Annotated in this window: 19 protein-coding genes; 10 read left to right on the top strand and 9 right to left on the bottom strand. The window is 71.3% G+C overall.

The features are described from left to right. Positions 1-21 precede the first annotated feature (21 nt). From ACH4MY_RS20285 to ACH4MY_RS20250, 8 genes are all read left to right on the top strand, one after another. Positions 22-1,827, top strand: a complete 1,806-nt coding sequence (locus ACH4MY_RS20285; protein WP_398004897.1) for an ABC-F family ATP-binding cassette domain-containing protein — start codon at positions 22-24, stop codon at positions 1,825-1,827. Between the two features lie 112 nt (positions 1,828-1,939). Next, entirely contained in the window at positions 1,940-3,778 is a 1,839-nt protein-coding gene (locus ACH4MY_RS20280; RefSeq protein ID WP_398004895.1) for a PQQ-binding-like beta-propeller repeat protein, read from the top strand. A gap of 13 nt (positions 3,779-3,791) precedes the next feature. After that, the gene (locus ACH4MY_RS20275; RefSeq protein ID WP_398004893.1) at positions 3,792-5,696 is read left to right on the top strand and encodes a PQQ-binding-like beta-propeller repeat protein; all 1,905 of its coding nucleotides are present in this window, start codon (positions 3,792-3,794) and stop codon (positions 5,694-5,696) included. 264 nt (positions 5,697-5,960) lie between these two features. Next, complete coding sequence (locus ACH4MY_RS20270) at positions 5,961-6,644, top strand: response regulator transcription factor (protein ID WP_398005302.1); 684 nt, start codon at positions 5,961-5,963, stop codon at positions 6,642-6,644. A 118-nt stretch (positions 6,645-6,762) separates the two neighbouring features. Then, entirely contained in the window at positions 6,763-7,806 is a 1,044-nt protein-coding gene (gene galT, locus ACH4MY_RS20265; RefSeq protein WP_398004891.1) for a galactose-1-phosphate uridylyltransferase, read from the top strand. Further along, entirely contained in the window at positions 7,803-8,801 is a 999-nt protein-coding gene (gene galE, locus ACH4MY_RS20260) for a UDP-glucose 4-epimerase GalE (protein ID WP_398004889.1), read from the top strand. Before galT ends, galE begins: the two co-directional genes overlap by 4 nt. Beyond that, positions 8,798-9,937: a galactokinase gene (gene galK / locus ACH4MY_RS20255; RefSeq protein ID WP_398004887.1), complete on the top strand. Its 1,140-nt coding sequence runs from the start codon at positions 8,798-8,800 to the stop codon at positions 9,935-9,937. Before galE ends, galK begins: the two co-directional genes overlap by 4 nt. Positions 9,938-10,202: 265 nt before the next feature. Then, positions 10,203-10,988 (top strand): LuxR C-terminal-related transcriptional regulator, encoded by a 786-nt coding sequence (locus tag ACH4MY_RS20250; RefSeq protein WP_398004886.1) that lies wholly within the window; start codon positions 10,203-10,205, stop codon positions 10,986-10,988. Here the strand turns inward: ACH4MY_RS20250 and ACH4MY_RS20245 are convergent. After that, positions 10,947-11,444 (bottom strand): MarR family winged helix-turn-helix transcriptional regulator, encoded by a 498-nt coding sequence (locus ACH4MY_RS20245; RefSeq protein WP_398004885.1) that lies wholly within the window; start codon positions 11,442-11,444, stop codon positions 10,947-10,949. The genes ACH4MY_RS20250 and ACH4MY_RS20245 overlap by 42 nt on opposite strands. Before the next feature lie 163 nt (positions 11,445-11,607). Here ACH4MY_RS20245 and ACH4MY_RS20240 point away from each other — a divergent pair, with 163 nt between their 5' ends. Then, complete coding sequence (locus ACH4MY_RS20240; RefSeq protein WP_398004883.1) at positions 11,608-12,450, top strand: trans-aconitate 2-methyltransferase; 843 nt, start codon at positions 11,608-11,610, stop codon at positions 12,448-12,450. A 62-nt stretch (positions 12,451-12,512) separates the two neighbouring features. Here the strand turns inward: ACH4MY_RS20240 and ACH4MY_RS20235 are convergent, their stop codons facing one another. From ACH4MY_RS20235 to ACH4MY_RS20225, 3 genes are all read right to left on the bottom strand, one after another. Beyond that, positions 12,513-14,225 (bottom strand): FG-GAP repeat domain-containing protein, encoded by a 1,713-nt coding sequence (locus ACH4MY_RS20235; protein WP_398004881.1) that lies wholly within the window; start codon positions 14,223-14,225, stop codon positions 12,513-12,515. A gap of 239 nt (positions 14,226-14,464) precedes the next feature. Beyond that, positions 14,465-15,148, bottom strand: a complete 684-nt coding sequence (locus ACH4MY_RS20230; RefSeq protein ID WP_030315379.1) for a TetR/AcrR family transcriptional regulator — start codon at positions 15,146-15,148, stop codon at positions 14,465-14,467. Next, positions 15,148-16,116, bottom strand: coding sequence for an acyl-CoA desaturase (locus ACH4MY_RS20225; protein WP_398004879.1), 969 nt, complete (start codon positions 16,114-16,116; stop codon positions 15,148-15,150). Before ACH4MY_RS20225 ends, ACH4MY_RS20230 begins: the two co-directional genes overlap by 1 nt. A 261-nt stretch (positions 16,117-16,377) precedes the next feature. Here ACH4MY_RS20225 and ppc point away from each other — a divergent pair, with 261 nt between their 5' ends. Next, complete coding sequence (gene ppc, locus ACH4MY_RS20220) at positions 16,378-19,107, top strand: phosphoenolpyruvate carboxylase (protein WP_398004877.1); 2,730 nt, start codon at positions 16,378-16,380, stop codon at positions 19,105-19,107. Positions 19,108-19,176: 69 nt separating this feature from the next. Here ppc and ACH4MY_RS20215 read toward each other — a convergent pair whose 3' ends face one another. From ACH4MY_RS20215 to ACH4MY_RS20195, 5 genes are all read right to left on the bottom strand, one after another. After that, positions 19,177-19,965 carry an LPXTG cell wall anchor domain-containing protein gene (locus tag ACH4MY_RS20215; protein WP_398004875.1) on the bottom strand — a complete coding sequence of 263 codons (789 nt, stop codon included), beginning with the start codon at positions 19,963-19,965 and terminating at the stop codon, positions 19,177-19,179. A 136-nt stretch (positions 19,966-20,101) separates the two neighbouring features. Next, positions 20,102-20,545, bottom strand: coding sequence for a hypothetical protein (locus ACH4MY_RS20210; protein ID WP_398004873.1), 444 nt, complete (start codon positions 20,543-20,545; stop codon positions 20,102-20,104). A gap of 75 nt (positions 20,546-20,620) precedes the next feature. After that, entirely contained in the window at positions 20,621-21,217 is a 597-nt protein-coding gene (gene pth / locus ACH4MY_RS20205; protein WP_398004871.1) for an aminoacyl-tRNA hydrolase, read from the bottom strand. Between the two features lie 99 nt (positions 21,218-21,316). After that, a complete protein-coding gene (locus ACH4MY_RS20200; RefSeq protein WP_398004869.1) occupies positions 21,317-21,904 on the bottom strand; it encodes a 50S ribosomal protein L25/general stress protein Ctc in 588 nt (195 codons plus the stop codon). Positions 21,905-22,169: 265 nt separating this feature from the next. Next, positions 22,170-23,144 (bottom strand): ribose-phosphate diphosphokinase, encoded by a 975-nt coding sequence (locus ACH4MY_RS20195; RefSeq protein WP_017241154.1) that lies wholly within the window; start codon positions 23,142-23,144, stop codon positions 22,170-22,172. Between the last annotated feature and the right edge of the window lie 108 nt (positions 23,145-23,252).

The raw sequence follows: 23,252 nt of genomic DNA, 5'->3' as shown, positions 1-23,252 counted from the left end.
TCACCCCGTACAGGAGTCAACGTGGCCGTCAATCTGGTCAATGTCGAGGCCGTCAGCAAGGTCTACGGCACCCGTGCCCTCCTCGACGGGGTCTCGCTCGGAGTCTCCGAAGGGGAGCGGATCGGAGTCGTGGGCCGCAACGGCGACGGCAAGACCACCCTCATCCGGATGCTCGCCAAGCTGGAGGAGGCCGACACCGGCCGCGTCACCCACAGTGGCGGGCTGCGCCTCGGCGTCCTCACGCAGCACGACTCGCTCGACCCGAAGGCCACCATCCGGCACGAGGTCATCGGCGTCATGGCCGATCACGAGTGGGCCGGCAGCGCCAAGATCCGCGACGTGCTCACCGGGCTCTTCGGCGGGCTCGACCTGCCCGGCTTCGAGAACGGTCTCGACACCGTCATCGGCCCGCTCTCCGGTGGCGAGCGCCGCCGGATCGCGCTGGCGAAGCTCCTCATCGACGACCAGGACCTGCTCGTCCTCGACGAGCCCACCAACCACCTCGACGTCGAGGGCATCGCCTGGCTCGCCAAGCACCTCCAGGAGCGCCGCTCCGCGCTCGTCTGCGTCACCCACGACCGCTGGTTCCTCGACCAGGTCTGCACCCGCATGTGGGACGTGCAGCGCGGTGACGTGCACGAGTACGAGGGCGGCTACTCCGACTACGTCTTCGCGCGCGCCGAGCGGGAGCGCATCGCCGCCACCGAGGAGAGCAAGCGGCAGAACCTGATGCGCAAGGAGCTGGCCTGGCTGCGGCGCGGTGCCCCCGCCCGTACCTCCAAGCCGCGCTACCGCATCGAGGCCGCCAACGAGCTGATCGCCGACGTGCCGCCGCCGCGCGACACCTCCGAGCTGATGAAGTTCGCCAACGCCCGGCTCGGCAAGACCGTCTTCGACCTGGAGGACGTGACCGTCACCGCCGGTCCCAAGACGCTCCTCCAGCACCTCACCTGGCAGCTCGGCCCCGGCGACCGCATCGGTCTCGTCGGCGTCAACGGCGCGGGCAAGACCTCACTCCTACGCGCCCTCGCCGACGCGGCCGTCACCCAGGGCGAGACCCAGCCCGCGGCCGGCACCGTCACGGTCGGCAAGACCGTCCGGCTCGCCTACCTCTCCCAGGACGTCACCGAACTCCCCGCCACCCTGAGGGTCCTGGAGGCCGTCCAGCAGATCCGCGACCGGGTCGACCTCGGCAAGGGCCGCGAGATGACGGCCGGACAGCTCTGCGAGCAGTTCGGCTTCTCCAAGGAGAAGCAGTGGACGCCCGTCGGCGACCTCTCCGGCGGTGAGCGCCGCCGCCTCCAGCTGCTCCGGCTGCTGATGGACGAGCCGAACGTCCTCTTCCTCGACGAGCCCACCAACGACCTCGACATCGAGACCCTCACCCAGCTGGAGGACCTCCTCGACGGCTGGCCGGGCTCCATGGTCGTCATCTCCCACGACCGGTTCTTCATCGAGCGCACCACCGACCGGACGCTCGCACTGCTCGGCGACCAGACGCTGCGGATGCTGCCGCGCGGTATCGACGAGTACCTGGAGCGGCGCCGGAAGATGATCGAGGCGGCCGTCCCGACGCCCGCCGCCGCGCCCGCGCAGACGAAGCCCGGGGTCTCCGCCGCGGACTCCCGCGCCGCGAAGAAGGAGCTGCAGAAGGTCGAGCGGCAGCTCGACAAGGTCTCCCAGAAGGAGGCCAAGCTGCACGCGCAGATCGCCGACAACGCCACCGATTTCGAGAAGGTCGCGAAGCTCGACGCGGAGCTCCGGGAACTCGTGGGGGAGCGCGACGAATTGGAGATGCGCTGGCTCGAACTGGCGGAGGACGCATAACGAGGGCATCACAGGCCGGTCCTCCCTTGGGTACAAGGGGTGGACCGGTCGCTTTTGCGCCGGCACGTGAGTGGTAGAAAGAAAACCCGCTCACGTCAAGGGGGAACCGCTGATGACCCAGCCGCCCAGCAACCAGCCGCCGGGGGGCTTCGGAGCTCCCCAGGATCCGAACCAGGGCCCGCACCAGGGCACGCCGCCCGTGCCGCCGCAGGCACCGCAGACCCCGCCGCCGCCGGCCGGGCCGCCGGGAGTGCCGCCCACCGCGCCGGGACCGTACGGGCAGCAGCCGCAGCCCGGTTACGGATACCCGCAGCAGGGCCAGCCCGGTCCGTACGGGCAGCAGCCCCCGCAGCAGCCTCCGTACGGCTACCCGCAGCAGGGCCAGCAGCCCGGTTACCCGCAGCAGCAGCCGGGTCCGTACGGCCAGCAGCAGAACCCGTACGGCGGTTACCCCACCCAGCCGATGTACCCGGGTGCGCCCACCCCGCCGCCCGCAGGCGGCGGCGGTCCCCTCAAGGGCCGGACCGGTCTCGTCGCGATCGTGGCCGCGGCGGCCGTCCTGGTGGCCGCCGTCACCACCTGGGCCGTCGTCGGCGGTGACGACAAGGACGACCCGATCGCGGGTCCGACCTCCTCCGCCACGTCCTCCTCCGGCGCCCCCAAGCCCTCCGAGTCGGTGGACCAGGGCGACGGCACGGGTGACGGCGACAAGGGCGAGGACGACCTCAACGCCGGCCGCAAGGACGGCGAGGCCAAGGTCAACTGGCTGCTCAAGAACGACGTCGACCTGCCCCGCAACGGCGCCGACGTCTACGGCCCGTGGATCGTCGGCGACATCGCCGTCAAGGCCATGTACAAGAGCATCGACGGCTACGGCCTGGGCGACGGCGCCGCGAAGTGGCACGTCGACGTGCCGTTCGAGCTGTGCGCGGCGCCGTCCGACCCCTCGCCGAGCGGGCTGATGGTCTTCGCCTACGCCGAGAGCGCCAAGGACGGCGCCAAGTGCACCTCGCTCGTCCAGGTCGACCTGAAGACGGGCAAGACCGGCTGGAAGAAGGCCGTGCCCAAGCCCAAGGGCCTGTTCGCCTTCTCGGACAACACCCTGTCCATCAGCGGCAACACGGTGACCGTCGCCGGCACGAGCAGCTCCTACGGCTTCTCCCTGACCGACGGCAGGCAGCTCTTCACCGGGGCGACGACCGGCTGCAAGCCCTTCGCGTACGCGGGCGGCAGCAAGCTGATCGCCGCCGTGGACTGCCCGTCGGGCAGCACCACCAAGAAGATCCAGGGCGTCAGCCAGGTCGACCCGACCACGGGCAAGCCCAAGTGGACCTTCAAGCTGGAGGCCGACTGGGAGGTGGACCGGGTCTACTCGATCGACCCGCTGGTCGTCTCCGCCACCCAGCGCGAGCAGAAGAAGTGGACCATCTTCGCGCTCAACGCCAACGGTTCGCTGCGCTCGCAGATCCAGGGCGGCAAGGACAAGTTCGCCCCGGCGTGCGGTGGCGGTCTGATCATCTTCGGCAAGAACCTGCAGGGCTGCACGGGTGTCGCGGCCGACGCGAACACCTTCTACATGGCCACCGAGACCTCGTACGGCACTCCCAACGAGGTCGTCGCCTTCGATCTGAAGAACGGCAAGGCCAAGTGGCGTTCCAAGGCGCCGGGTGAGCAGTCGATGACGCCGCTGCGCATGGAGGGCTCCGAGGTCCTGGTGTACGTGGACCCGTCGTACGACACGGGCGGCGCCGTCGCGACGATCGCCCCGACCGGCGGCGCTCCGAAGGTCCTGCTCCAGCACCCGGCGTCGACGGCCCAGGTCGAGAACAGCTTCTACAGCGCGGGCTACGCCTACGGCGCCGGCACCTTCGTCGTGGCGAGCGGGCGCGTCTCCGCGTCGAACGACAAGGAAGAGAAGCAGGTCAAGACGATGATGGCGTTCAGCAAGTGAGGTGCACGGACCGATGACGCAGCCACCCCCACCGAACCAGCCCCCGGATCCGCAGGGCGGCTTCGGCGCGCCGACGCCGCCGCAGCCGGAGCCCGGTTACGGCTATCCGCAGCAGGCGCCGCAGCCGGAGCCGGGCTACGGCTACCCGCAGCAGCCCCCGGCGACGCCGCCGCAGCAGCCGTACGGCTCCCCTGCGACGCCGCCGCAGCCCTACGGTTACCCGCAGCAGCAGGACCAGGGCTACGGCTACCCGCAGCAGCCGCCCACGCCGCCGCAGCAGCCGTACGGCGAGCAGCAGCAGGGCTACGGCGACCCGCAGCAGCCCCACGGCGGCGGCTACCAGCAGCCCGTGCAGCCCCCGTACGGCTATCCGACCCAGCCGCAGCAGTCCTACGGCGGCTACCAGCAGCCCGCCCCGGCGCCCGCGCCCGGTGGTGGGAAGAAGCTGTCGGCGCAGCTGCAGATCGTCATCGCGGCCGTCGTCGCCGTCGTCCTGATCGTCGGGGCCGGCATCTGGTACGCCGGCTCCGAGGGCGACGGAAAGGGCGGGGACGCCAAGGGCACGGGCGGCACCTCGCAGGGCACGGGCGGCGACGCCGGGCAGACCGGCGGCTCCAACAGTGGTCTGGGCGGCGGCGGCAAGGAGAAGGCGCCCGCGAACACCAAGGCGACGATGGCGTTCTCGGTCGAGGTGCCGAAGGTCGCGGACCTCACCGACGTCTCCGGTTCGTGGCTCACCGACACGGCGTACGTGAAGACGGGCGTCAACTCGGTCGTCGGCTACGACCGCGACAAGGGCACCGTCCTGTGGACGCTGCCCCTGACCGGTCAGGTCTGCGGCGCCTCCCGGCACAAGACCGCGGACAACAAGGTGCCGATCCTCTTCGAGGCCAAGAAGCGGGTCGCGCCGCGCTACTACCAGTTCTGCACCGAGGTCGGCATGGTCGACCTGAACACCGGCAAGCTGCTGTGGTCCACCTCGATCACCGGCGGCACCGCCGGTGACCAGAAGGTCCGGTTCTCCGAGGTCACGCTCAGCGGGAACACGGTCGCGGCCGGCGGCACCGACGGCGGCGCCGCCTTCGACGCCAACAACGGCAACCCCCGCTGGAAGCCGCAGGCCAACGACGAGAACTGCTACGACCTGGGGTACGGCGGCGGTGCGGGTCTCGTCGCGGTCCGCAAGTGCGGTCCGTACGGCTCCCAGTACGTGATGATCCAGAACCTCGACCCGGTGTCGGGCGCCCCGCTCTCGCAGTTCAAGATGCCGACCGGGGTGGAGTACGCGTCGATCATCTCCACCAAGCCGCTGGTCGTCGCGGCCGACGTCGGTGAGAGCGCCGGCGACGGCAGCGGCATCTCGGACTTCTTCTCCGTCGACGAGAAGACCGGGAAGCTGAAGGCGAAGATCACGGCGGACGCCGACCATTACGCGGCCCGCTGCCGCTCGACCAGGGTCGAGGCCTGCCGGGGGGCGCTCGTCGGCAACGGCCGGCTGTACGTGCCGACCGAGGATCACGAGGGCTCGTCCGGCGAGTACGGCGACGAGACGAACGAGATCATCGCCTTCGACCTGGCCACCGGGCGGACCGCGCCGGAGAAGGCGGACGCGGGCGACAGGTACACCCTGGTCCCGCTCCGCATGGACGGGGGCGACCTCATCGCGTACAAGGAGCCGCCGTACGACAAGGGCGGCAGGATCGTGTCGATCCACGGCGGCACGATGAAGGAGACGGTGCTCCTGGAGAACCCGGGGGAGCGCTCGATCCGGACCGTCGAGACCAGCTTCAGCCTCAGTAGCGCGGAGATGCTCTACGGCGACGGGCGGCTGATCATCGCGGAGACCTCGATCAGCAAGCCGAGGGGGACCACCACGGACAAGAAGTACCTGATGGTCTCCTTCGCCGTCACGCCCTGACGGACGGCAGGAACGACGTGGGCCCCTCCGGTGATCCGGAGGGGCCCACGCGTTTCCTCGCCGGGTGCGCCCGGCCCGGGGCCGAGGAGTCGTCGGTCGGTTGCGGTGTCCGCGGGCGGGCCGGTTCGTCACCGGGAGGGGGGAATTCACCGCCCCGGCGGGTCCCGTGATCACGGTTGGGGCGATGCGGGGCGGGGGAGCGTGTAGCTTGCCGGGTCAGGGTTGCCAGGGAGCGGCGGGCCCGGAGGATGGGGGATGACCGGGATGGGCGTACGGCTCGTGGTGGTGGACGACCACCGCCTGCTCGCGGAGGCGCTCGCCTCGGCGCTGAAGCTGCGCGGGCACCGGGTGCTCGCGGCGGCCGCGCCGGTGGCGGGCGCGGCGGAGCTCGTGGTGAGCCGGGCGCCGGAGGTCTGTCTCCTGGGCACGGCGGCCCCGGCCGAACCGGGGGCCTTCGACGCGGTCGTGCGGATCAAGCGGGAGCGGCCGCAGGTGGCGGTCGTGGTGCTCGGTCCGGTGCCGTCGCCGCGCGGGATCGCGGCGGCCTTCGCCGCCGGGGCCTCGGGCTATGTCCGGCACGACGAGCGCATCGAGGGTGTCGAGCGCGCCCTGGTGAAGGCCAGGGCGGGGGAGTCGGCGGTGGCGCCGCAGCTGCTCCAGTCGGCCTTCGCCGAGCTGCTGCATCCCTCGGCGCAGCCGGACGACGAGGGGCAGCGGCTGCTGCGGCTGCTGACGCAGCGGGAGGTGGAGGTCCTCGTCCGGGTCGCGGAGGGGGAGGACACCCGGCTGATCGCGGCCGGGATGGGGATCGCGCCGAGTACCGCGCGGACGCATGTGCAGCGGGTCCTGATGAAGCTGGGGGTGGGCTCCCGTCTGGAGGCGGCGGCTCTCGCGGCCCGTACGGGGCTGCTCGACCGCGCGGTGCCGGGGCCGCGGGGGCCCTTCTGACCCGAGGTTGTTCCGAAGTCCGGTCCCACTCCGCGTGGGGGCGGGCTTCGGCGTTGACGGGGATGTTTGAATGTGATTCCTTGTGCGTGTTTATGTTTGATCCGCCGGAGGGCACCCCGTGAAGAAGACCGTCACCACGCTCGCCGACGGGCGCGAGCTGATCTACTACGACACGCGTGACGACGCCGTCCGAACCGCCGTCGACCCGCGCCCCCTCACCCCCGTCGTCTCCCGCTCCGAGATCCGGTACGACGCCCTCACCGGCGACCACGTCGCCGTCGCCTCGCACCGGCAGGCCCGCACCTACCTCCCGCCGGCCGACGCCTGCCCGCTCTGCCCCGCCCGGGACGGCCGCGAGAGCGAGATCCCCGAAGAGAGCTACGAGGTGGCGGTCTTCGAGAACCGCTTCCCCTCCCTCTCCGGCGGCGTCGGCCGCTGCGAGGTCGTCTGCTTCACCGACGACCACACGCTGTCCTTCGCGGACCTCTCCGAGGAGCGGGTCGCGCTCGTCCTCGACGCCTGGACCGACCGCACCGCCGCGCTCTCCGCGCTCCCCGGCGTCGAGCAGGTCTACTGCTTCGAGAACCGGGGCGCCGAGATCGGCGTCACCCTGCCCCACGCGCACGGCCAGATCTACGCCTTCCCCTACGTCGCCCCCCGGACCGCCGCCATGCGCCGCCGGATCGACGAGCACCGGGCCGAGACCGGACGGAACCTCTTCGACGACGTCGTCGACCGCGAGCGCGCCGACGGCGACCGGGTCGTCCTGGAGACCGAGCACTGGATCGCCTTCGTGCCGTACGCCGCGCACTGGCCGTACGAGGTGCACCTCCATCCCAAGCGGCGGGTGCCCGACCTCCTCGCCCTCGACGGGGCCGCCCGCACAGAGTGCGCACAGGTCTACCTGGAACTCTTGAAGCGGTTCGACCGGATCTTCGGCCCGGACGAACCGCCGACGCCCTACATCGCCGCCTGGCACCAGGCGCCGTTCACGGACGCCCGGCGGGAGGACTTCGGACTCCACCTGGAGCTCTTCACCGTCCGACGGGCCTCCGGCAAGCTGAAGTTCCTCGCGGGCACCGAGTCCGGCATGGGCGCGTTCATGAACGACGTACGGCCGGAGGACGCGGCCCGACGACTCCGAGAGGTGGCACACGCATGACGCGGAAGTACCTGGTGACGGGCGGGGCCGGATACGTGGGCAGCGTCGTCGCCGCCCATCTCCTGGAGCGTGGCCACCGGGTCACCGTCCTCGACGACCTCTCCACCGGCTTCGCCGAAGCGGTCCCGGAGGGCGCCGAGTTCGTCCGCGGCCGCGTCCAGGACGCGGCGACCTGGCTGGACGACTCCTACGACGGCGTCCTGCACTTCGCCGCCTTCTCCCAGGTCGGCGAGTCCGTCGCCCGGCCGGAGAAGTACTGGGAGAACAACGTCGGCGGCACCATGGCCCTGCTCGCCGCGATGCGCGCCGCCGGGGTCCGCAGGCTGGTCTTCTCCTCCACCGCCGCGACCTACGGCGAGCCGGCGACCGTGCCGATCACCGAGACCGCGCCGACCGCCCCCACCAGCCCCTACGGGGCGAGCAAGCTCGCCGTCGACCACATGATCGGCGGGGAGTGCGGCGCCCACGGACTGGCCGCCGTCTCGCTGCGCTACTTCAACGTGGCCGGGGCGTACGGCATGCTCGGCGAGCGCCACGCACCCGAGTCGCACCTGATCCCGCTCGTCCTCCAGGTCGCCCTGGGCCGGCGCGAGGCGATCTCCGTGTACGGCGAGGACTACCCGACCCCGGACGGCACCTGCGTCCGCGACTACATCCACGTCGCCGACCTCGCCGAGGCCCACCTCCTGGCGCTCGACGCCATGACCGGGGACACCGTGCCGGCCGGCGAGCACCTGATCTGCAACCTGGGCAACGGCAACGGCTTCTCCGTCCGCGAGGTCGTCGAGACCGTACGCAAGGTCACCGGGCACCCCGTCCCGGAGATCACCGCCGCGCGCCGCGCCGGGGACCCCGCGGTCCTCGTGGCCTCCGCCGACGCCGCCCGCGAGCGGCTCGGCTGGACGCCCTCCCGACCCGACCTGGCGGACGTCGTCGCCGACGCCTGGGCCTTCGCCCGCCGGACCGCCTTCCACGACGAGGAGGGACGCGCGTGAGCGTCGCCGCCGACTTCGAGGCGCTGTACGGCGCCGCACCCGACGGTGTCTGGGCCGCCCCCGGGCGGGTCAACCTGATCGGTGAGTACACCGACTTCAACGACGGCTTCGTGCTGCCGCTCGCGCTGCCGCACACCACCGTCGCCGCCGTCTCCCGCCGCGACGACGGGGTGCTGCGTCTGCACTCCGCCGACATCGACGGCGGCATCGTCCAGCTGGAGGTCGACTCCCTCGCACCGCTCTCCGGCGGCGGCTGGGCCGCCTACCCGGCGGGTGTGGTCTGGGCGCTGCGGGAGGCCGGGCACCCGGTGACGGGCGCGGACGTCCATCTCACCTCGACCGTGCCGACCGGCGCCGGGCTCTCCTCCTCGGCGGCCCTGGAGGTCGTCACCGCGCTGGCGCTGAACGACCTGTTCGGGCTCGGGCTGTCCCGGCCCGAGCTCGCCCGGCTCGCCCAGCGCGCCGAGAACGCCTTCGTCGGCGTCCCCTGCGGGGTCATGGACCAGATGGCCTCCGCCTGCGCCGAGGAGGGCCACGCCCTCCATCTGGACACCCGGGACCTCTCGTACCGTCAGGTCCCCTTCGACCCGGCCCGTGAGGGGCTGCGGCTGCTCGTGGTCGACACGCGGGTGAAGCACGCGCTCGGGGACGGCGCGTACGCCGAGCGGCGCGCCGGTTGCGAAGCCGGTGCGCGGGCGCTCGGCGCCCGTGCCCTGCGTGACGTGAGCGCCGCGCATCTGCCCGAATCGCTCGCACGCCTGAACGACGAGACGATTCTTCGCTATGTGCGGCACGTCGTCACCGACAACGCCCGTGTGGAGCGGACGATCGCCCTGCTCGACGCCGGGGACACCCGGGCCGTCGGCCCCGTCCTCACCGAGGGGCACGCCTCCCTCCGGGACGATCTCCGCGTCTCCTGCCCCGAACTGGACCTCGTCGTCGAGGCCGCGAACGCCGCCGGGGCGCTCGGCGCCCGGATGACCGGCGGAGGCTTCGGCGGCTCGGCCCTCGTCCTCGTCGACACCGACCGGGCGGACGAGGTCGCGGCCGCCGTCGGGAAGGCCTTCGCCGAGGCCGGGTACGCGGCCCCCGGGATCTTCCCGGCCGTCCCCTCGGCGGGTGCCCGCCGGCTCTGACACCCCCGTCGCGGGCCTCCGACACCCCTCGTACGCCGGTACGACTTCGGACAGTTCCGCGAATCGGCCCCCACCGTGGCGCCCCGCCCCTACTCTGTTGGGCAGCGCCGGTGGGGGCCGGTGCTGTTCAGGGGGCGAGACCCGGTCGGGTACGGCGCCGTGAGCGGGGGTAACAGTCAACGCACGGCGGCGGCCGCGTGGATGACGGACCCGCCTCCGGCGCCGTGCCCGCGTCGGTTCCGTTTCTCGACACTTGGGGGTGCCCGTGGCACGTATCCGTGTCCTCGTGGTGGACGACCACCGCGTCTTCGCCGAATCGCTGGCCGCCGCACTCGCGGCCGAGCCCGATGTCGACGTCTCCGCCGCGGGAAGCGGCCCGGCGGCTCTGCGCTGCCTGGAACGCGGCGCGGCGGAGGGGCGCAGATTCGACGTGCTGCTCGTCGACGCCGAGCTGGGCGCGGGGCCCCCGGGGGCCGTGGCCCGCGCGGTGCCGGACGACGCCGAGGGCGTCGTCGACGGGATCTCCCTGGTCGCGGGGGTCCGCCAACTCCAGCCCGCGGTCCGTACGGTCGTCCTCGCGGAGAAGGACGACGCGCACCGGGCCGCCCTCGCCCTCCAGGCCGGCGCCTCCGGCTGGGTGGCCAAGGACTGCTCGCTCCAGCGGCTGCTCGCCGTGGTCAGGGGGGTGCTGCGGGACGAGACGCATCTGCCGCCCGCGCTGCTCACCGGCGTCCTGCGGGAGCTGACGGCTGCCCGCAAGCACCGGACGGACAGCGAGCGGCTGGTGGAGGCGCTGACCCCGCGCGAGCGGGAGGTGCTGCGCTGCATGGTGGCGGGTCTGGGCCGCAAGGCCGTCGCGGAGCGGCTCTTCCTCTCCCCGCACACCGTCCGTACACATATGCAGAACGTGCTGGGGAAGCTGGGCGTGCACTCGACCCTGGCGGCGGTGGCGCTGGCCCGGCGGGCGGGCGTGGGACCGGCTCAGCTGGGCGAGGCGCCCCTGGCCGGACTATCCGGGGACGTTGTCGAACGGGGCGGTCAGCTGGCGTAGCAGCCCGGCGAGTTCGCCGCGCTGGCCGCGGGAGAGCTGGGCCAGGATGGCGCGCTCCTGGGCGAGGAGCCCGGCCAGTGCCTCGTCGGCGCGGTCGCGGCCCTCGGGGGTGAGCCGGACCAGGACGCCGCGGCGGTCGCTGGGGTCGGGGAGCCGCTCGACGAGACCCTTCTTGGTGAGCCGGTCGATGCGGTTGGTCATGGTGCCGGAGGTGACCAGGGTCTGGGTCAGGAGCTGGCCGGGGGAGAGCTGGTAGGGGGCGCCGGCGCGGCGCAGGGAGGTGAGGACGTCGAACTCCCAGGGCTCCAGCTGGTGCTCGGAGAAGGCGAGTCGACGGGCGCGGTCGAGGTGCCGGGCGAGCCGCGAGACGCGGCTGAGCACCTCGAGCGGTTCCACGTCGAGGTCGGGGCGCTCGCGGCGCCATGCTGCGACCAGTCGGTCGACCTCGTCCTCCATGACGATCAGTGTAGAGGGTCTGTTGACATAAAGTCTCTTGTATTCGAGTTTCTCGATGTCAAGTATCTTGACTTCAAGATATATTTCCCTGGACTATGGGGAAGGGACCCGGCCGGAACTCCGTTCCGCTTCGGCAACTCGTTCCAGCAAGGGGGCTTCGAACATGCATTCCGTGGAATCCGCCGCACCATCCGCGCCGACATGGGATCCACAGCAGTACCTCCGGCACTCCGGGCACCGCACCCGGCCCTTCCTCGACCTGCTCACCCGAATACCGCACCTGCCCGCCCAGGACCGGCCCGCCCGCATCGCCGACCTCGGCTGCGGCCCCGGCAACGTGACGGTCCTCCTCGCCGACCGGTGGGCCGACGCCCACATCACCGGCTTCGACCTCTCGCCCGAGATGCTGGAACAGGCCGAGAAGGACTGGTCCGGCACCACCAGGGGCGGCGGCTGGATCGACTTCCGGCCCGCCGACGCCGCCCACTGGACCCCCACCGAGCCCTACGACCTGATCGTCTCCAACGCGGCCCTCCAGTGGGTCCCCAACCACCCCGAGTCCTTCGCCGACTGGATCGACGGCCTCCACCCCGGCGGCACCCTCGCCTTCCAGGTCCCCGGCAACTTCACCTCGCCCAGCCACGCCCTGCTCGGCGAACTCTGCGACACCCCCGAGTGGCGCGCCCGCCTCGGCGACCAGGGCCGCCGCTTCGTCCACATCCTCGACGCCTCCGACTACCTCACCCGCCTCACCGACCTCGGCTGCGAGACGGATGTCTGGGAGACCACGTACTGCCAGCTGCTCCAGGGCGAGGACCCCGTCCTCGACTGGGTCAAGGGAACGGCCCTGCGGCCCGTCCTCACCACCCTGGGCGACGACCAGGAGGCGATCGACGCCTTCCTCGGCCAGTACCGCGCCCTCCTCCGCGAGGCCTACCCGTCCGGCCCGCACGGCACGGTCTTCCCCTTCCGCCGGATCTTCGCCGTCGCCCGAAAACCCGCCTGACACACGCGGACGCCCCGCACCGGAGTTCCGGTGCGGGGCGCCCTTGGCCGTGCGCGGTACGACTAGTACAGACCGTTGTAGATCTGGTAGCCGCGACCGATCGAGACGCGCGGCTTGAAGACGTTGTCCGCCTCGCCGTTGCCGGAGTAGCGGAACAGCTCGCCGCCCGCGTTCACCGCGAGCAGGTCTGCCTTGCCGTCACCCGTGACGTCACCGGGGGCGACGATCTTCGGGTAGACGTTCCAGCCGCCGCCGATCTTGACGCGGGCCTTGAACGGGTACCCGGCCTGACCGGTGCCCTGGTACAGGTACAGGTTGCCGTCCTTGGCCCGCGCCACCAGGTCGTTGAGACCGTCGCCGCTGTAGTCGCCCGAGCCGACGATCCGGTCGTACCCGTCCCAGCCGCCACCGATCTTCACACGGGCGTGGAGCGAGGTGCCGTCGTAGTTGCTCCGGTACAGCCAGAGCACGCCGGAGCGGTCCCGGGCCACGAAGTCCCCGGTGCCGTCACCGTTCAGGTCGCCGGGGCCGGCGATCTGGTTGATGCCGCTCCAGCCGCCGCCGAAGTCGGTCTCGCCGCTGTAGAGACGGCCCTGGTAGATCTCCAGGGTGTCCGAGATCCCGTCGCGGCCCAGCGAGTTGACCTCGAAGAGGGTGGCGCCGTTCCACCCGCCGTCGCTGCTGATCTGGGCGCGGGGGGCGAGCTTGCCCGTGTTCAGCGAGTTGTACCAGAAGAGCGTGCCGGCCTTGTCGCGGGCGACCACGCCCTCCTTGCCGTGCGCCGGGACGTTGCCCGCACCGCTCAGCTGGTCGGCGCCGGACCAGGCGCCGACGGCGCCCACCTGCTTACGGGCCGAGAAGCCGCCGCCGCCGGTGCCGAAGTACTCCCACAGCGTGCCGTCGTTGCCGCGCGCGAGGAGGTCGGGGACACCGTTGCGGTTGTCGTCGTCGATACCGACGATCTGGTTGTACTGCTGCCAGCCCTGACCGACCGACTTGGCCCGCTTCACCGAGTACGGGCTGCCGGTGCTCCCGTAGTAGTAGAGACCGCCGGTGGGCGTACGGGCGAGGAAGTCGCCCAGGCCGTCGCCGTCGCTGTCGCCGAGGCCGATCAGCTGGTCGTAGGCCTGCCAGCCGTTGCCGACCTTCTGGCGCGCGTGGAACGGGGCGGAGGGCGAGCCGGTGGAGACGTAGACCCACAGCTCGCCGGAGGGCGTACGGGCCAGGACGTCCGCGCGGCCGTCACCGCTGATGTCGCCGGGCGAGAAGATCTTGTTGTAGATCTGCCAGCCGGCGCCGGTCCAGCGGTGACCGGCGTACGACGTGGTCGCGTCCCCGAAGAGGGACAGCGCGCCGAACTTCGACAGCGTCAGGATTTCGGGACCGCTGCCGTTCTTGTCCTGGTCACCGATCGGAATGATGTCCTTGACGAACTCGGCATTCGCGGAGAACTCGGCGGAGTCGGCCGTGGTCGACACCGAGAAGACCGAGCCGCCGGTCCGGTAGAGCAGGTCGCTCGTACCGTCACCGTCGAGGTCCGCGCGCGGCGCGATGGCGGCGGCGGTGGCGCCGGCGATCCCGGCGGACCGGGCACCGTCCGCCTGCGGCACGATCCGCTTCGACGGACCGCTCGGGGCCGCCACCGGCTTCTCGACGGCCGGACGCGGCGCCGGCGAGTCGGCGGACGCGGGGCCCGCGAGGAGCATGCCCGCGGAGAGGGCGAGAGCGGTGCAGCCGGCGACACGGCGGGCACGCTTGGAGTGCAGGAAGAACAAAAAGATCCCCCCCAGGGATCAGAGGTTCAACGGAACCAGCCAGGGGGGTTCGCACAGGCGTCGAACGGCGTCAGCGCATGACGGAAGGCACGCGGAGACGACCTCGTAGGACGGTCGGAACACCCCCCCGGATGTTGAACACGATTCTACTCGTGGGCTGACAGAGCGCCAGGGGTTTGCCGGCCGAATCAGACCGTCCGGTGTGTTCTTCCGTCCCGCCTCGGCACCACCGCGCCGCGTCAGTTCTTGCGGTGCCCTATCAACCGGGGCTTCGGCTCCAGACCGTCCAGACCGTGCCACGCCAGATTCACCAGATGGGCCGCGACCTCCGCCTTCTTCGGCTTGCGGACGTCCAGCCACCACTGACCGGTCAGCGCCACACTGCCCACCAGCGCCTGCGCGTACAGCGGCGCCAGCTTCGGGTCGAAACCGCGGGCCTTGAACTCCAGGCCCAGGATGTCCTCCACCTGCGTGGCGATGTCACTGATCAGCGACGCGAACGTCCCCGTCGACTGCGCCACCGGAGAGTCCCGTACGAGGATCCGGAAACCGTCCGTGTAGTTCTCGATGTAGTCGAGCAGCGCGAACGCCGCCTGCTCCAGGAGCTCCCGCGGATGCCCCGCCGTCAGCGCCCCCGTCACCCCGTCGAGGAGCTGACGCATCTCCCGGTCGACGACGACCGCGTACAGCCCCTCCTTGCCGCCGAAGTGCTCGTACACCACCGGCTTGGAGACCCCGGCCTTCGCCGCGATCTCCTCCACCGACGTGCCCTCGAAGCCCTTCTCGGCGAAGAGCGTGCGGCCGATGTCCAGCAGCTGCTCCCGGCGCTCCGCGCCCGTCATCCGCACCCGGCGACCCCGCCGGGGCTTCTGCTCGCCGCTGCCGGTGCCACTGGTCCTGCCGTCGATCGCCACGTCTTCCATCATGCCGCGTCTGCGGACGGGCTCTGGCGCCGGGCTTCGATGCGGGCCTTCGCGGGCCAGCGCACGTCGCTCGCCCAGCCCGCCAGCTCGAACCAGCGGATCAGCCGCGCGCTGGAGTCGACCTGGCCGCGCAGCACCCCGTGCCGCGCCGACGTCGGATCCGCGTGGTGCAGGTTGTGCCAGGACTCGCCGCAGGACAGCACCGCCAGCCACCACACGTTGCCCGAACGGTCCCGGGACTTGAAGGGACGCTTGCCCACCGCGTGGCAGATCGAGTTGATCGACCAGGTCACGTGGTGCAGCAGCGCGACCCGCACCAGGGAGCCCCAGAAGAACGCGGTGAACGCGCCCCACCACGACATCGTCACCAGACCGCCCACCAGCGGCGGGATCGCCAGGGACAGCATCGTCCAGAAGATGAAGTCGCGGGAGATCCGCCGGATCGCCGGGTCCTTGATCAGATCGGGCGCGTACTTCTCCTGCGGCGTGCGCTCCTCGTCGAACATCCAGCCGATGTGCGCCCACCACAGCCCCTTCATCAGGGCCGGCACGGTCTCGCCGAAGCGCCACGGCGAGTGCGGGTCGCCCTCGGCGTCGGAGAACTTGTGGTGCTTGCGGTGGTCCGCCACCCAGCGCACCAGCGGACCCTCCACCGCCAGCGAGCCCATGATCGCCAGAGCGATCCGCAGCGGCCGCTTGGCCTTGAAGGAGCCATGGGTGAAGTAGCGGTGGTAGCCGATCGTGATGCCGTGGCAGCCGATGTAGTACATCGCCACCAGCAGTCCCAGATCGAGCCAGGACACGCCGCCCCAGCTCCAGGCCAGCGGCACGGCCGCGACCAGGGCGATGAAGGGCACCGTGATGAACAGCAGCAGCGTGATCTGCTCGATCGATCGCTTCTTGTCCCCGCCGAGCGTGGCGGAGGGCAGGTCCTGTTCGGCTTCGAGCAACTCGGGGCTTGTGGTCATGGGTGTCCCCTGGGGATGAAGGGATGAGGAAGGAATGAGGAAGGAATGAGAGCGGAACGGTAGGAAAGGGGCGCTTGGCTACGCTTCCGTAACCTACGGCGTCGTAAGTATGGCAGCGCCGGGGCGCGCGGCAAGGGGGCGCAAGAGGGCCCTGCCCGTCGACCACAATGTGGACACCTATCCTGGGTGCGTCGGACAGCGCGGTCCGCAAGCCTCCAGAACCCCTCCAGACGTGCTCAAACACTGCAAGGAGCCGCACCTGTGAGCAGTGCCGACCAGACCCCCACCGCCAGCACCGAGCTGCGCGCCGACATCCGCCGACTGGGCGATCTCCTCGGCGAAACCCTCGTCCGCCAGGAGGGCCACGAGCTCCTCGACCTCGTCGAGCGGGTCCGCAGCCTCACCCGCGAGGACGGCGAGGCCGCCGCCGAGCTGCTCCGCGGAGTCGAGCTGGAGACAGCCGCCAAGCTCGTCCGCGCCTTCTCCACCTACTTCCACCTGGCGAACGTCACCGAGCAGGTCCACCGCGGCCGCGAGATGCGCGAGAAGCGCGCCGCCGAGGGCGGCCTCCTCGCCCGCACCGCCGACATGCTCAAGGACGGCGACCCCGAGCACGTCCGCGAGACGGTCAAGAACCTCAACGTCCGGCCCGTCTTCACCGCGCACCCCACCGAGGCGGCCCGCCGCTCCGTCCTCAACAAGCTGCGCCGGATCGCCGCCCTCCTGGAGACCCCGCTCATCGAGGCCGACCGGCGCCGCCTCGACCTGCGGCTCGCCGAGAACATCGACCTCATCTGGCAGACCGACGAGCTCCGGGTCGTCCGCCCCGAGCCCGCCGACGAGGCCCGCAACGCCATCTACTACCTCGACGAGCTGCACGCCGGCGCCGTCGGCGACGTCCTGGAGGACCTCGCCGCCGAGCTGGAGCGCGTCGGCGTCGAACTGCCCTCCGGCACCCGCCCGCTCACCTTCGGCACCTGGATCGGCGGCGACCGCGACGGCAACCCCAACGTCACCCCCCAGGTGACCAGGGACATCCTGATCCTCCAGCACGAGCACGGCATCACCGACGCCCTCGAACTCGTCGACTACCTGCGCGGACTCCTCTCCAACTCCATCCGCTACGCCGGAGCCACCCAGGAACTCCTGGACTCCCTCCAGCGCGACCTGGATCTCCTCCCGGAGATCAGCCCCCGCTACAAGCGCCTCAACGCCGAGGAGCCCTACCGGCTCAAGGCCACCTGCATCCGGCAGAAGCTCGTCAACACCCGCGAGCGCCTCGCCGCCGGCACCCCCCACCAGGACGGCCGCGACTACCTCGGCACCGCCGAGCTCGTCCACGACCTCACCCTGATCCAGACCTCGCTGCGCGAGCACCGCGGCGGCCTCTTCGCCGACGGCCGGATGGACCGCACCATCCGCACCCTCTCGGCCTTCGGCCTCCAGCTCGCCACGATGGACGTCCGCGAGCACGCCGACGCCCACCACCACGCCCTCGGCCAGCTCTTCGACCGCCTCGGCGAGGAGTCCTGGCGGTACGCCGACATGCCGCGCGACTACCGGCGGAAGCTGCTCGCCAAGGAGCTGCGCTCGCGCCGCCCGCTCGCGCCGACCCCGGCCCCGCTGGACGCCGCCGGCGAGAAGACCCTCGGTGTCTTCCACACCATCAAGGAGGCCTTCGAGCGCTTCGGCCCGGAGGTCATCGAGTCCTACATCATCTCGATGTGCCAGGGCGCCGACGACGTCTTCGCCGCCGCCGTCCTCGCCCGCGAGGCCGGACTGATCGACCTGCACGGCGGCTGGGCCAAGATCGGCATCGTGCCGCTCCTGGAGACCACCGACGAGCTCAAGGCCGCCGACGTCATCCTCGACGGCATGCTCGCCGACCCCTCCTACCGGCGCCTCGTCTCGCTCCGCGGCGACGTCCAGGAGGTCATGCTCGGCTACTCGGACTCCTCCAAGTTCGGCGGCATCACCACCTCCCAGTGGGAGATCCACCGCGCCCAGCGCCGGCTGCGCGACGTCGCCCACCGCTACGGCGTACGGCTCCGCCTCTTCCACGGCCGCGGCGGCACCGTCGGCCGCGGCGGCGGCCCCTCGCACGACGCGATCCTCGCCCAGCCCTGGGGCACCCTCGAAGGCGAGATCAAGGTCACCGAGCAGGGCGAGGTCATCTCCGACAAGTACCTCATCCCGTCCCTGGCCAGGGAGAACCTGGAGCTGACGGTCGCGGCCACGCTCCAGGCCTCCGCCCTGCACACCGCGCCGCGCCAGTCCGACGAGGCCCTGGCCCGCTGGGACGCGGCCATGGACACCGTCTCGGACGCCGCCCACACCGCGTACCGCAAGCTCGTCGAGGACCCCGGCCTGCCGGCGTACTTCCTCGCCTCCACCCCCGTCGACCAGCTCGCCGACCTGCACCTGGGCTCACGGCCCTCCCGCCGCCCCGGCTCAGGCGTCTCCCTCGACGGACTCCGCGCCATCCCCTGGGTGTTCGGCTGGACCCAGTCCCGCCAGATCGTCCCCGGCTGGTTCGGTGTCGGCTCCGGTCTCAAGGCCCTGCGCGAGGCCGGCCTCGACCCGGTCCTCGGCGAGATGCACGAGCGCTGGGGCTTCTTCCGCAACTTCCTCTCCAACGTCGAGATGACGCTCGCGAAGACCGACCTGCGGATCGCCCGCCACTACGTCGACACCCTGGTCCCCGACGAGCTCAAGCACGTCTTCGACACCATCGAGGCCGAGCACGCGCTGACCGTCGCCGAGGTCCTCAAGGTCACCGGCGGCGAGACGCTCCTGGACTCCAACCCGGTCCTCCAGCAGACCTTCGCCATCCGCGACGCCTACCTGGACCCGATCTCCTACCTCCAGGTCGCCCTGCTCGACCGCCAGCGCACCGCCGCCGAGCGCGGCGAGGACCCGGACCCGCTGCTCGCGCGGGCCCTGCTCCTCACCGTGAACGGCGTGGCCGCGGGCCTCCGCAACACCGGCTGACGCCTGCCGTACACAGGACGGTGCCCCCGTGGAGTTCTCTCCACGGGGGCACCGTCATGACGGGGTACGTCAGTGCTGCTGGGCCTTGCGACGACGGCTCACCAGGAACGCGCCGGCACCCGCGAGGGCCACGGCGACGGCGGCGAGGACGCCGACCGGGGCGCTGGAGCCCGTCTCGGCGAGGTCGCCGCCGGTGCCGCCGGTGCCGCCCGTGGCACCGGTGCCGGGGGTGGTCGCGGACGGCGACCCGGTGCCGCCGGGGGTCTCGGAGGCGCCAGGGGTCCCGGTCGGGGAGACGGACTCGCTCGGCGTGCCCGTGGGGGTCACGGACGCGGTCTCCGACGGGGTGCCCGAGGGAGTCTCGGACGGCGTCTGGGACGGGGTGCCCGAGGGAGTCCCGGACGGCGTGCCCGAGGGGGTGCCGGTCGGGGTCGGGGTCGCGGGGCAGGTGTGGGACAGGTTGAACCAGCCCTGCTTGACCTGGCCGGAGACCTCCGCGGAGGCGGCGACCAGCTTGGCGCCCGGCTCGGAGCTCGCGTAGGCGTGCTTGTCGCTCGGCGGGCCGAAGGTCGTGATGGTCTGGATGCCACCCGGCTGGAACTCGACCGTCAGCTTGGTGAAGACGGCGGAGTCGCCCTTGCCGCTGCCCGGCAGCACGAAGTGCCAGCCGTCCTTGCCGGCCGGCACGGTCGGGCAGTCGCCCTTCTCGCCGAACTCCCCGGCGGTCAGGGGAAGGTCCTCGATCTGGTGCAGCGGGAGCGGCTGGGGGCCCTCCGACGCGGAAGCCAGGGGAGCGAGGGCGAGAGAGCCTGCCATGGCCGCGACAAACGCGGCGGCGGGTATGAGAGAACGTCGCATGTGCAGTCGTCCATCTATGGGATGAGGGATGCCGTGGGGGGTGGCAGGGGGGCAGCCTATCCATCGCCCGACTCGGCCCCCATGCCAGAGGCCCATAACGATCACGCCGGGTTCTGGTGGCATCCGGCCGCAACCCTCAGAGCGCGAAGAAAGCCGCCACCAGGAGCGCCCCGCCCGCTCCCGCCGCCGACCACGCCGTCCTCGGCAGCCGCAGGCCCCCGCCTATCAGGGGCGCCGCGAGCAGCAGCGCTCCGCCCAGCGGCAGCCACGCGTGCAGACCGCCGCCCCAGCCCGTCCGCACACCCTCGTCCGTCCCCGGCTTCACCACCACCGGGATCGTCACGCCCGGCTCGGCCGCGACCGAACGCGCGATCGTCAGCGACCGGCGCGTCGAGGAGGGGTCCTCCGGGGTGTAGCGGCCGCTGCACGTCTCCTCGGTGCAGCCGGTCACCGTCAGCGTGCCGTGCTCCCGCCCCTTGGCGAGCAGGACGTGCTGGGCCGAGCTCCAGGAGGCCCAGGCGCCCGCGACGACGAGAAGAAGGGCGACCAGGGCCATGGCGGCGTTACGGACGTGCGTCATGACCCGGGATCGTACAGTCGTACCGCAAGAGGCCCTCCGGCCTCCGCGGCCGTCCGCCCGCCGCGCGGGACGAGGTCAGGAGTTGTACGCCGACTGCGCCCGCTCCAGGCCCTCCGCCACCAGGCACTCCACCGAGTCCGCGGCCCGGTCGACGAACCAGTCCAGATCCTTGCGCTCCGTCGACGAGAAGTCCTTCAGGACGAAGTCCGCCACCTGCATCCGGCCCGGCGGACGCCCGATCCCGCACCGCACCCGGTGGTACTCCGCACCCATCGCCTTCGTCATCGACTTCAGACCGTTGTGCCCGTTGTCGCCGCCGCCGATCTTCAGCCGCAGCACCCCGTAGTCGATGTCCAGCTCGTCGTGGATCGCCACGATGTGCGCCGTCGGCACCTTGTAGAAGTCGCGCAGCGCCGTCACCGGTCCGCCCGACAGGTTCATGTAGGACATCGGCTTCGCGAGGATCACCCGACGGCTCGCCGGCCCCGGCGGACCCATCCGGCCCTCCACGACCTGCGCCTGTGCCTTCCCCGCCCGCTTGAACGAGCCGCGCATCCGCTCGGCGAGCAGGTCCACCGCCATGAACCCGATGTTGTGCCGGTTGGCCGCGTACTCGGGCCCCGGGTTGCCCAGGCCGACGATCAGCCAGGGCGCGTTCGCGTCGTCGGTCATGTGCGTCGGGTCTCCTCGTCCAGATACGTCCACATACGAGAAAACGGGGTGGCGGGCCGTGCGGCCCGTCACCCCGTCACGTCAGGCAGAGCCTACGGCTCAGGCCTCGGCACCCTCGGTGGCCTCGGCGTCGGCGGCCGGCTCCTCGGCCTGCGCGGCCAGGACCTGCAGGACCACGGCGTCGGCGTCGGTCACCAGGGTCGAGCCCTTGGGGAGCTCGATGTCCTTGGCGAGGATGGAGGCACCGGCCTCCAGGCCCTCCACGGAGACCGTGACGGCCTCGGGGATGTGGGTGGCCTCGGCCTCGATGGAGAGGGTGCTGAGCACGTGCTCCAGCAGGTTGCCGCCGGCCTTGAGCTCGCCCTCGGCCTGGACGGGGATCTCGACGGTGACCTTCTCGCCGCGCTTGACGAGGAGCAGGTCGACGTGGATGAGGAAGCCCTTGATGGCATCACGCTGGACGGCCTTCGGGATCGCCAGCTCGTTCTTGCCGTCGACGTCCAGGGAGAGCAGGACGTTCGGCGTGCGCAGCGCCAGGGCCAGCTCGTGGGCCGGGAGGGTCACGTGCGCCGGCTCCGAGCCGTGGCCGTAGACGACGGCGGGAACCTGGCTGGCGCGGCGGATCGCACGGGCGGCGCCCTTGCCGAACTCGGTACGGACGGCAGCGGCGAGCTTGACCTCGGACATGGTGCACTCCTCGTAGAAAGGTGACGACAAATGTGGTCACCCGGCCACGACTGGCGATGGCCTGCTACGAAGAGCGCGTCGATAACGGACCGCCGTGACCCTGTACATCCGTACGGGTACGGCCTCCCTCGCCGAGCAACTACGGCAGTCTACCGGCCCACCGCCCCACCACCCAATTCGATCACCGGCACCCCTCCCGGACACGGCGGAGGGCCGCTCCCCCGAACGGGGAAACGGCCCTCGCGGCTCAGCTGTGCGCCGTGGCTCAGTGCTCCTCGAAGAGGCTCGTCACCGAACCGTCCTCGAACACCTCACGCACCGCGCGCGCGATCGTCGGCGCGATCGACAGCACCGTGATCTTGTCCAGCTCCAGGGCGCCCGGCACCGGCAGCGTGTCCGTGAAGACGAACTCGCTCACCTTGGAGTTCTTCAGACGGTCCGCGGCCGGACCCGACAGGATGCCGTGCGTGGCCGTCACGATGACGTCCTCCGCGCCGTGCGCGAACAGCGCGTCGGCGGCGGCGCAGATCGTGCCGCCGGTGTCGACCATGTCGTCCACCAGGACACAGACGCGGCCCTTCACGTCACCGACGACCTCGTGCACGGTGACCTGGTTGGCGACGTCCTTGTCACGACGCTTGTGCACGATCGCCAGCGGCGCGTCCAGGCGGTCGCACCAGCGGTCGGCGACCCGCACGCGGCCCGCGTCCGGGGAGACGATCGTCAGCTTGGAACGGTCGACCTTGGCACCCACGTAGTCCGCGAGCACCGGCAGCGCCGACAGGTGGTCCACCGGGCCGTCGAAGAAGCCCTGGATCTGGTCCGTGTGCAGGTCCACGGTCAGGATGCGGTCCGCACCCGACGTCTTCAGCAGGTCCGCCACCAGACGCGCCGAGATCGGCTCGCGGCCGCGGTGCTTCTTGTCCTGGCGGGCGTAGCCGTACGACGGGATGATCACGGTGATGCTGCGGGCCGAGGCCCGCTTCAGCGCATCGATCATGATCAGCTGTTCCATGATCCACTTGTTGATCGGAGCCGTGTGGCTCTGGATCAGGAAGCAGTCCGCGCCACGGGCCGACTCCTGGAAGCGGACGTAGATCTCACCGTTGGCGAAGTCGAACGCCTTGGTCGGAACGAGGCCGACACCCAGCTGGTGCGCGACCTCCTCGGCCAGCTCGGGGTGGGCGCGGCCGGAGAAGAGCATCAGCTTCTTCTCGCCGGTCGTCTTGATCCCGGTCACAGCACTGTCTCCTCAGACGTGTTGTCTGGTCGCCATCCACGAGCTGTCGTGCGCGTGTGCGAGCCAGCCGAATTTGTGTGCACGTATCACGGTACGCCGAGTTCGACG

This window comes from Streptomyces sp. NPDC017246, from assembly GCF_044331325.1.
GTDB lineage: Bacteria > Actinomycetota > Actinomycetes > Streptomycetales > Streptomycetaceae > Streptomyces.
This window is presented reverse-complemented; position numbering and strand designations above follow the sequence as displayed.

Excerpts from the sequence above, each read along its gene's own strand:
- ACH4MY_RS20280 (WP_398004895.1), top strand. The coding sequence starts at position 1,940 with ATGACCCAGCCGCCCAGCAACCAGCCGCCGGGGGGCTTCGGAGCTCCC.
- ACH4MY_RS20275 (WP_398004893.1), top strand. The coding sequence starts at position 3,792 with ATGACGCAGCCACCCCCACCGAACCAGCCCCCGGATCCGCAGGGCGGC.
- ACH4MY_RS20270 (WP_398005302.1), top strand. The coding sequence starts at position 5,961 with ATGGGCGTACGGCTCGTGGTGGTGGACGACCACCGCCTGCTCGCGGAG.
- galE (WP_398004889.1), top strand. The coding sequence starts at position 7,803 with ATGACGCGGAAGTACCTGGTGACGGGCGGGGCCGGATACGTGGGCAGC.
- ACH4MY_RS20245 (WP_398004885.1), bottom strand. The coding sequence starts at position 11,444 with ATGGAGGACGAGGTCGACCGACTGGTCGCAGCATGGCGCCGCGAGCGC.
- ACH4MY_RS20240 (WP_398004883.1), top strand. The coding sequence starts at position 11,608 with ATGCATTCCGTGGAATCCGCCGCACCATCCGCGCCGACATGGGATCCA.
- ACH4MY_RS20230 (WP_030315379.1), bottom strand. The coding sequence starts at position 15,148 with ATGGAAGACGTGGCGATCGACGGCAGGACCAGTGGCACCGGCAGCGGC.
- ACH4MY_RS20225 (WP_398004879.1), bottom strand. The coding sequence starts at position 16,116 with ATGACCACAAGCCCCGAGTTGCTCGAAGCCGAACAGGACCTGCCCTCC.
- ACH4MY_RS20215 (WP_398004875.1), bottom strand. The coding sequence starts at position 19,965 with ATGCGACGTTCTCTCATACCCGCCGCCGCGTTTGTCGCGGCCATGGCA.
- ACH4MY_RS20210 (WP_398004873.1), bottom strand. The coding sequence starts at position 20,545 with ATGACGCACGTCCGTAACGCCGCCATGGCCCTGGTCGCCCTTCTTCTC.
- pth (WP_398004871.1), bottom strand. The coding sequence starts at position 21,217 with ATGACCGACGACGCGAACGCGCCCTGGCTGATCGTCGGCCTGGGCAAC.
- ACH4MY_RS20200 (WP_398004869.1), bottom strand. The coding sequence starts at position 21,904 with ATGTCCGAGGTCAAGCTCGCCGCTGCCGTCCGTACCGAGTTCGGCAAG.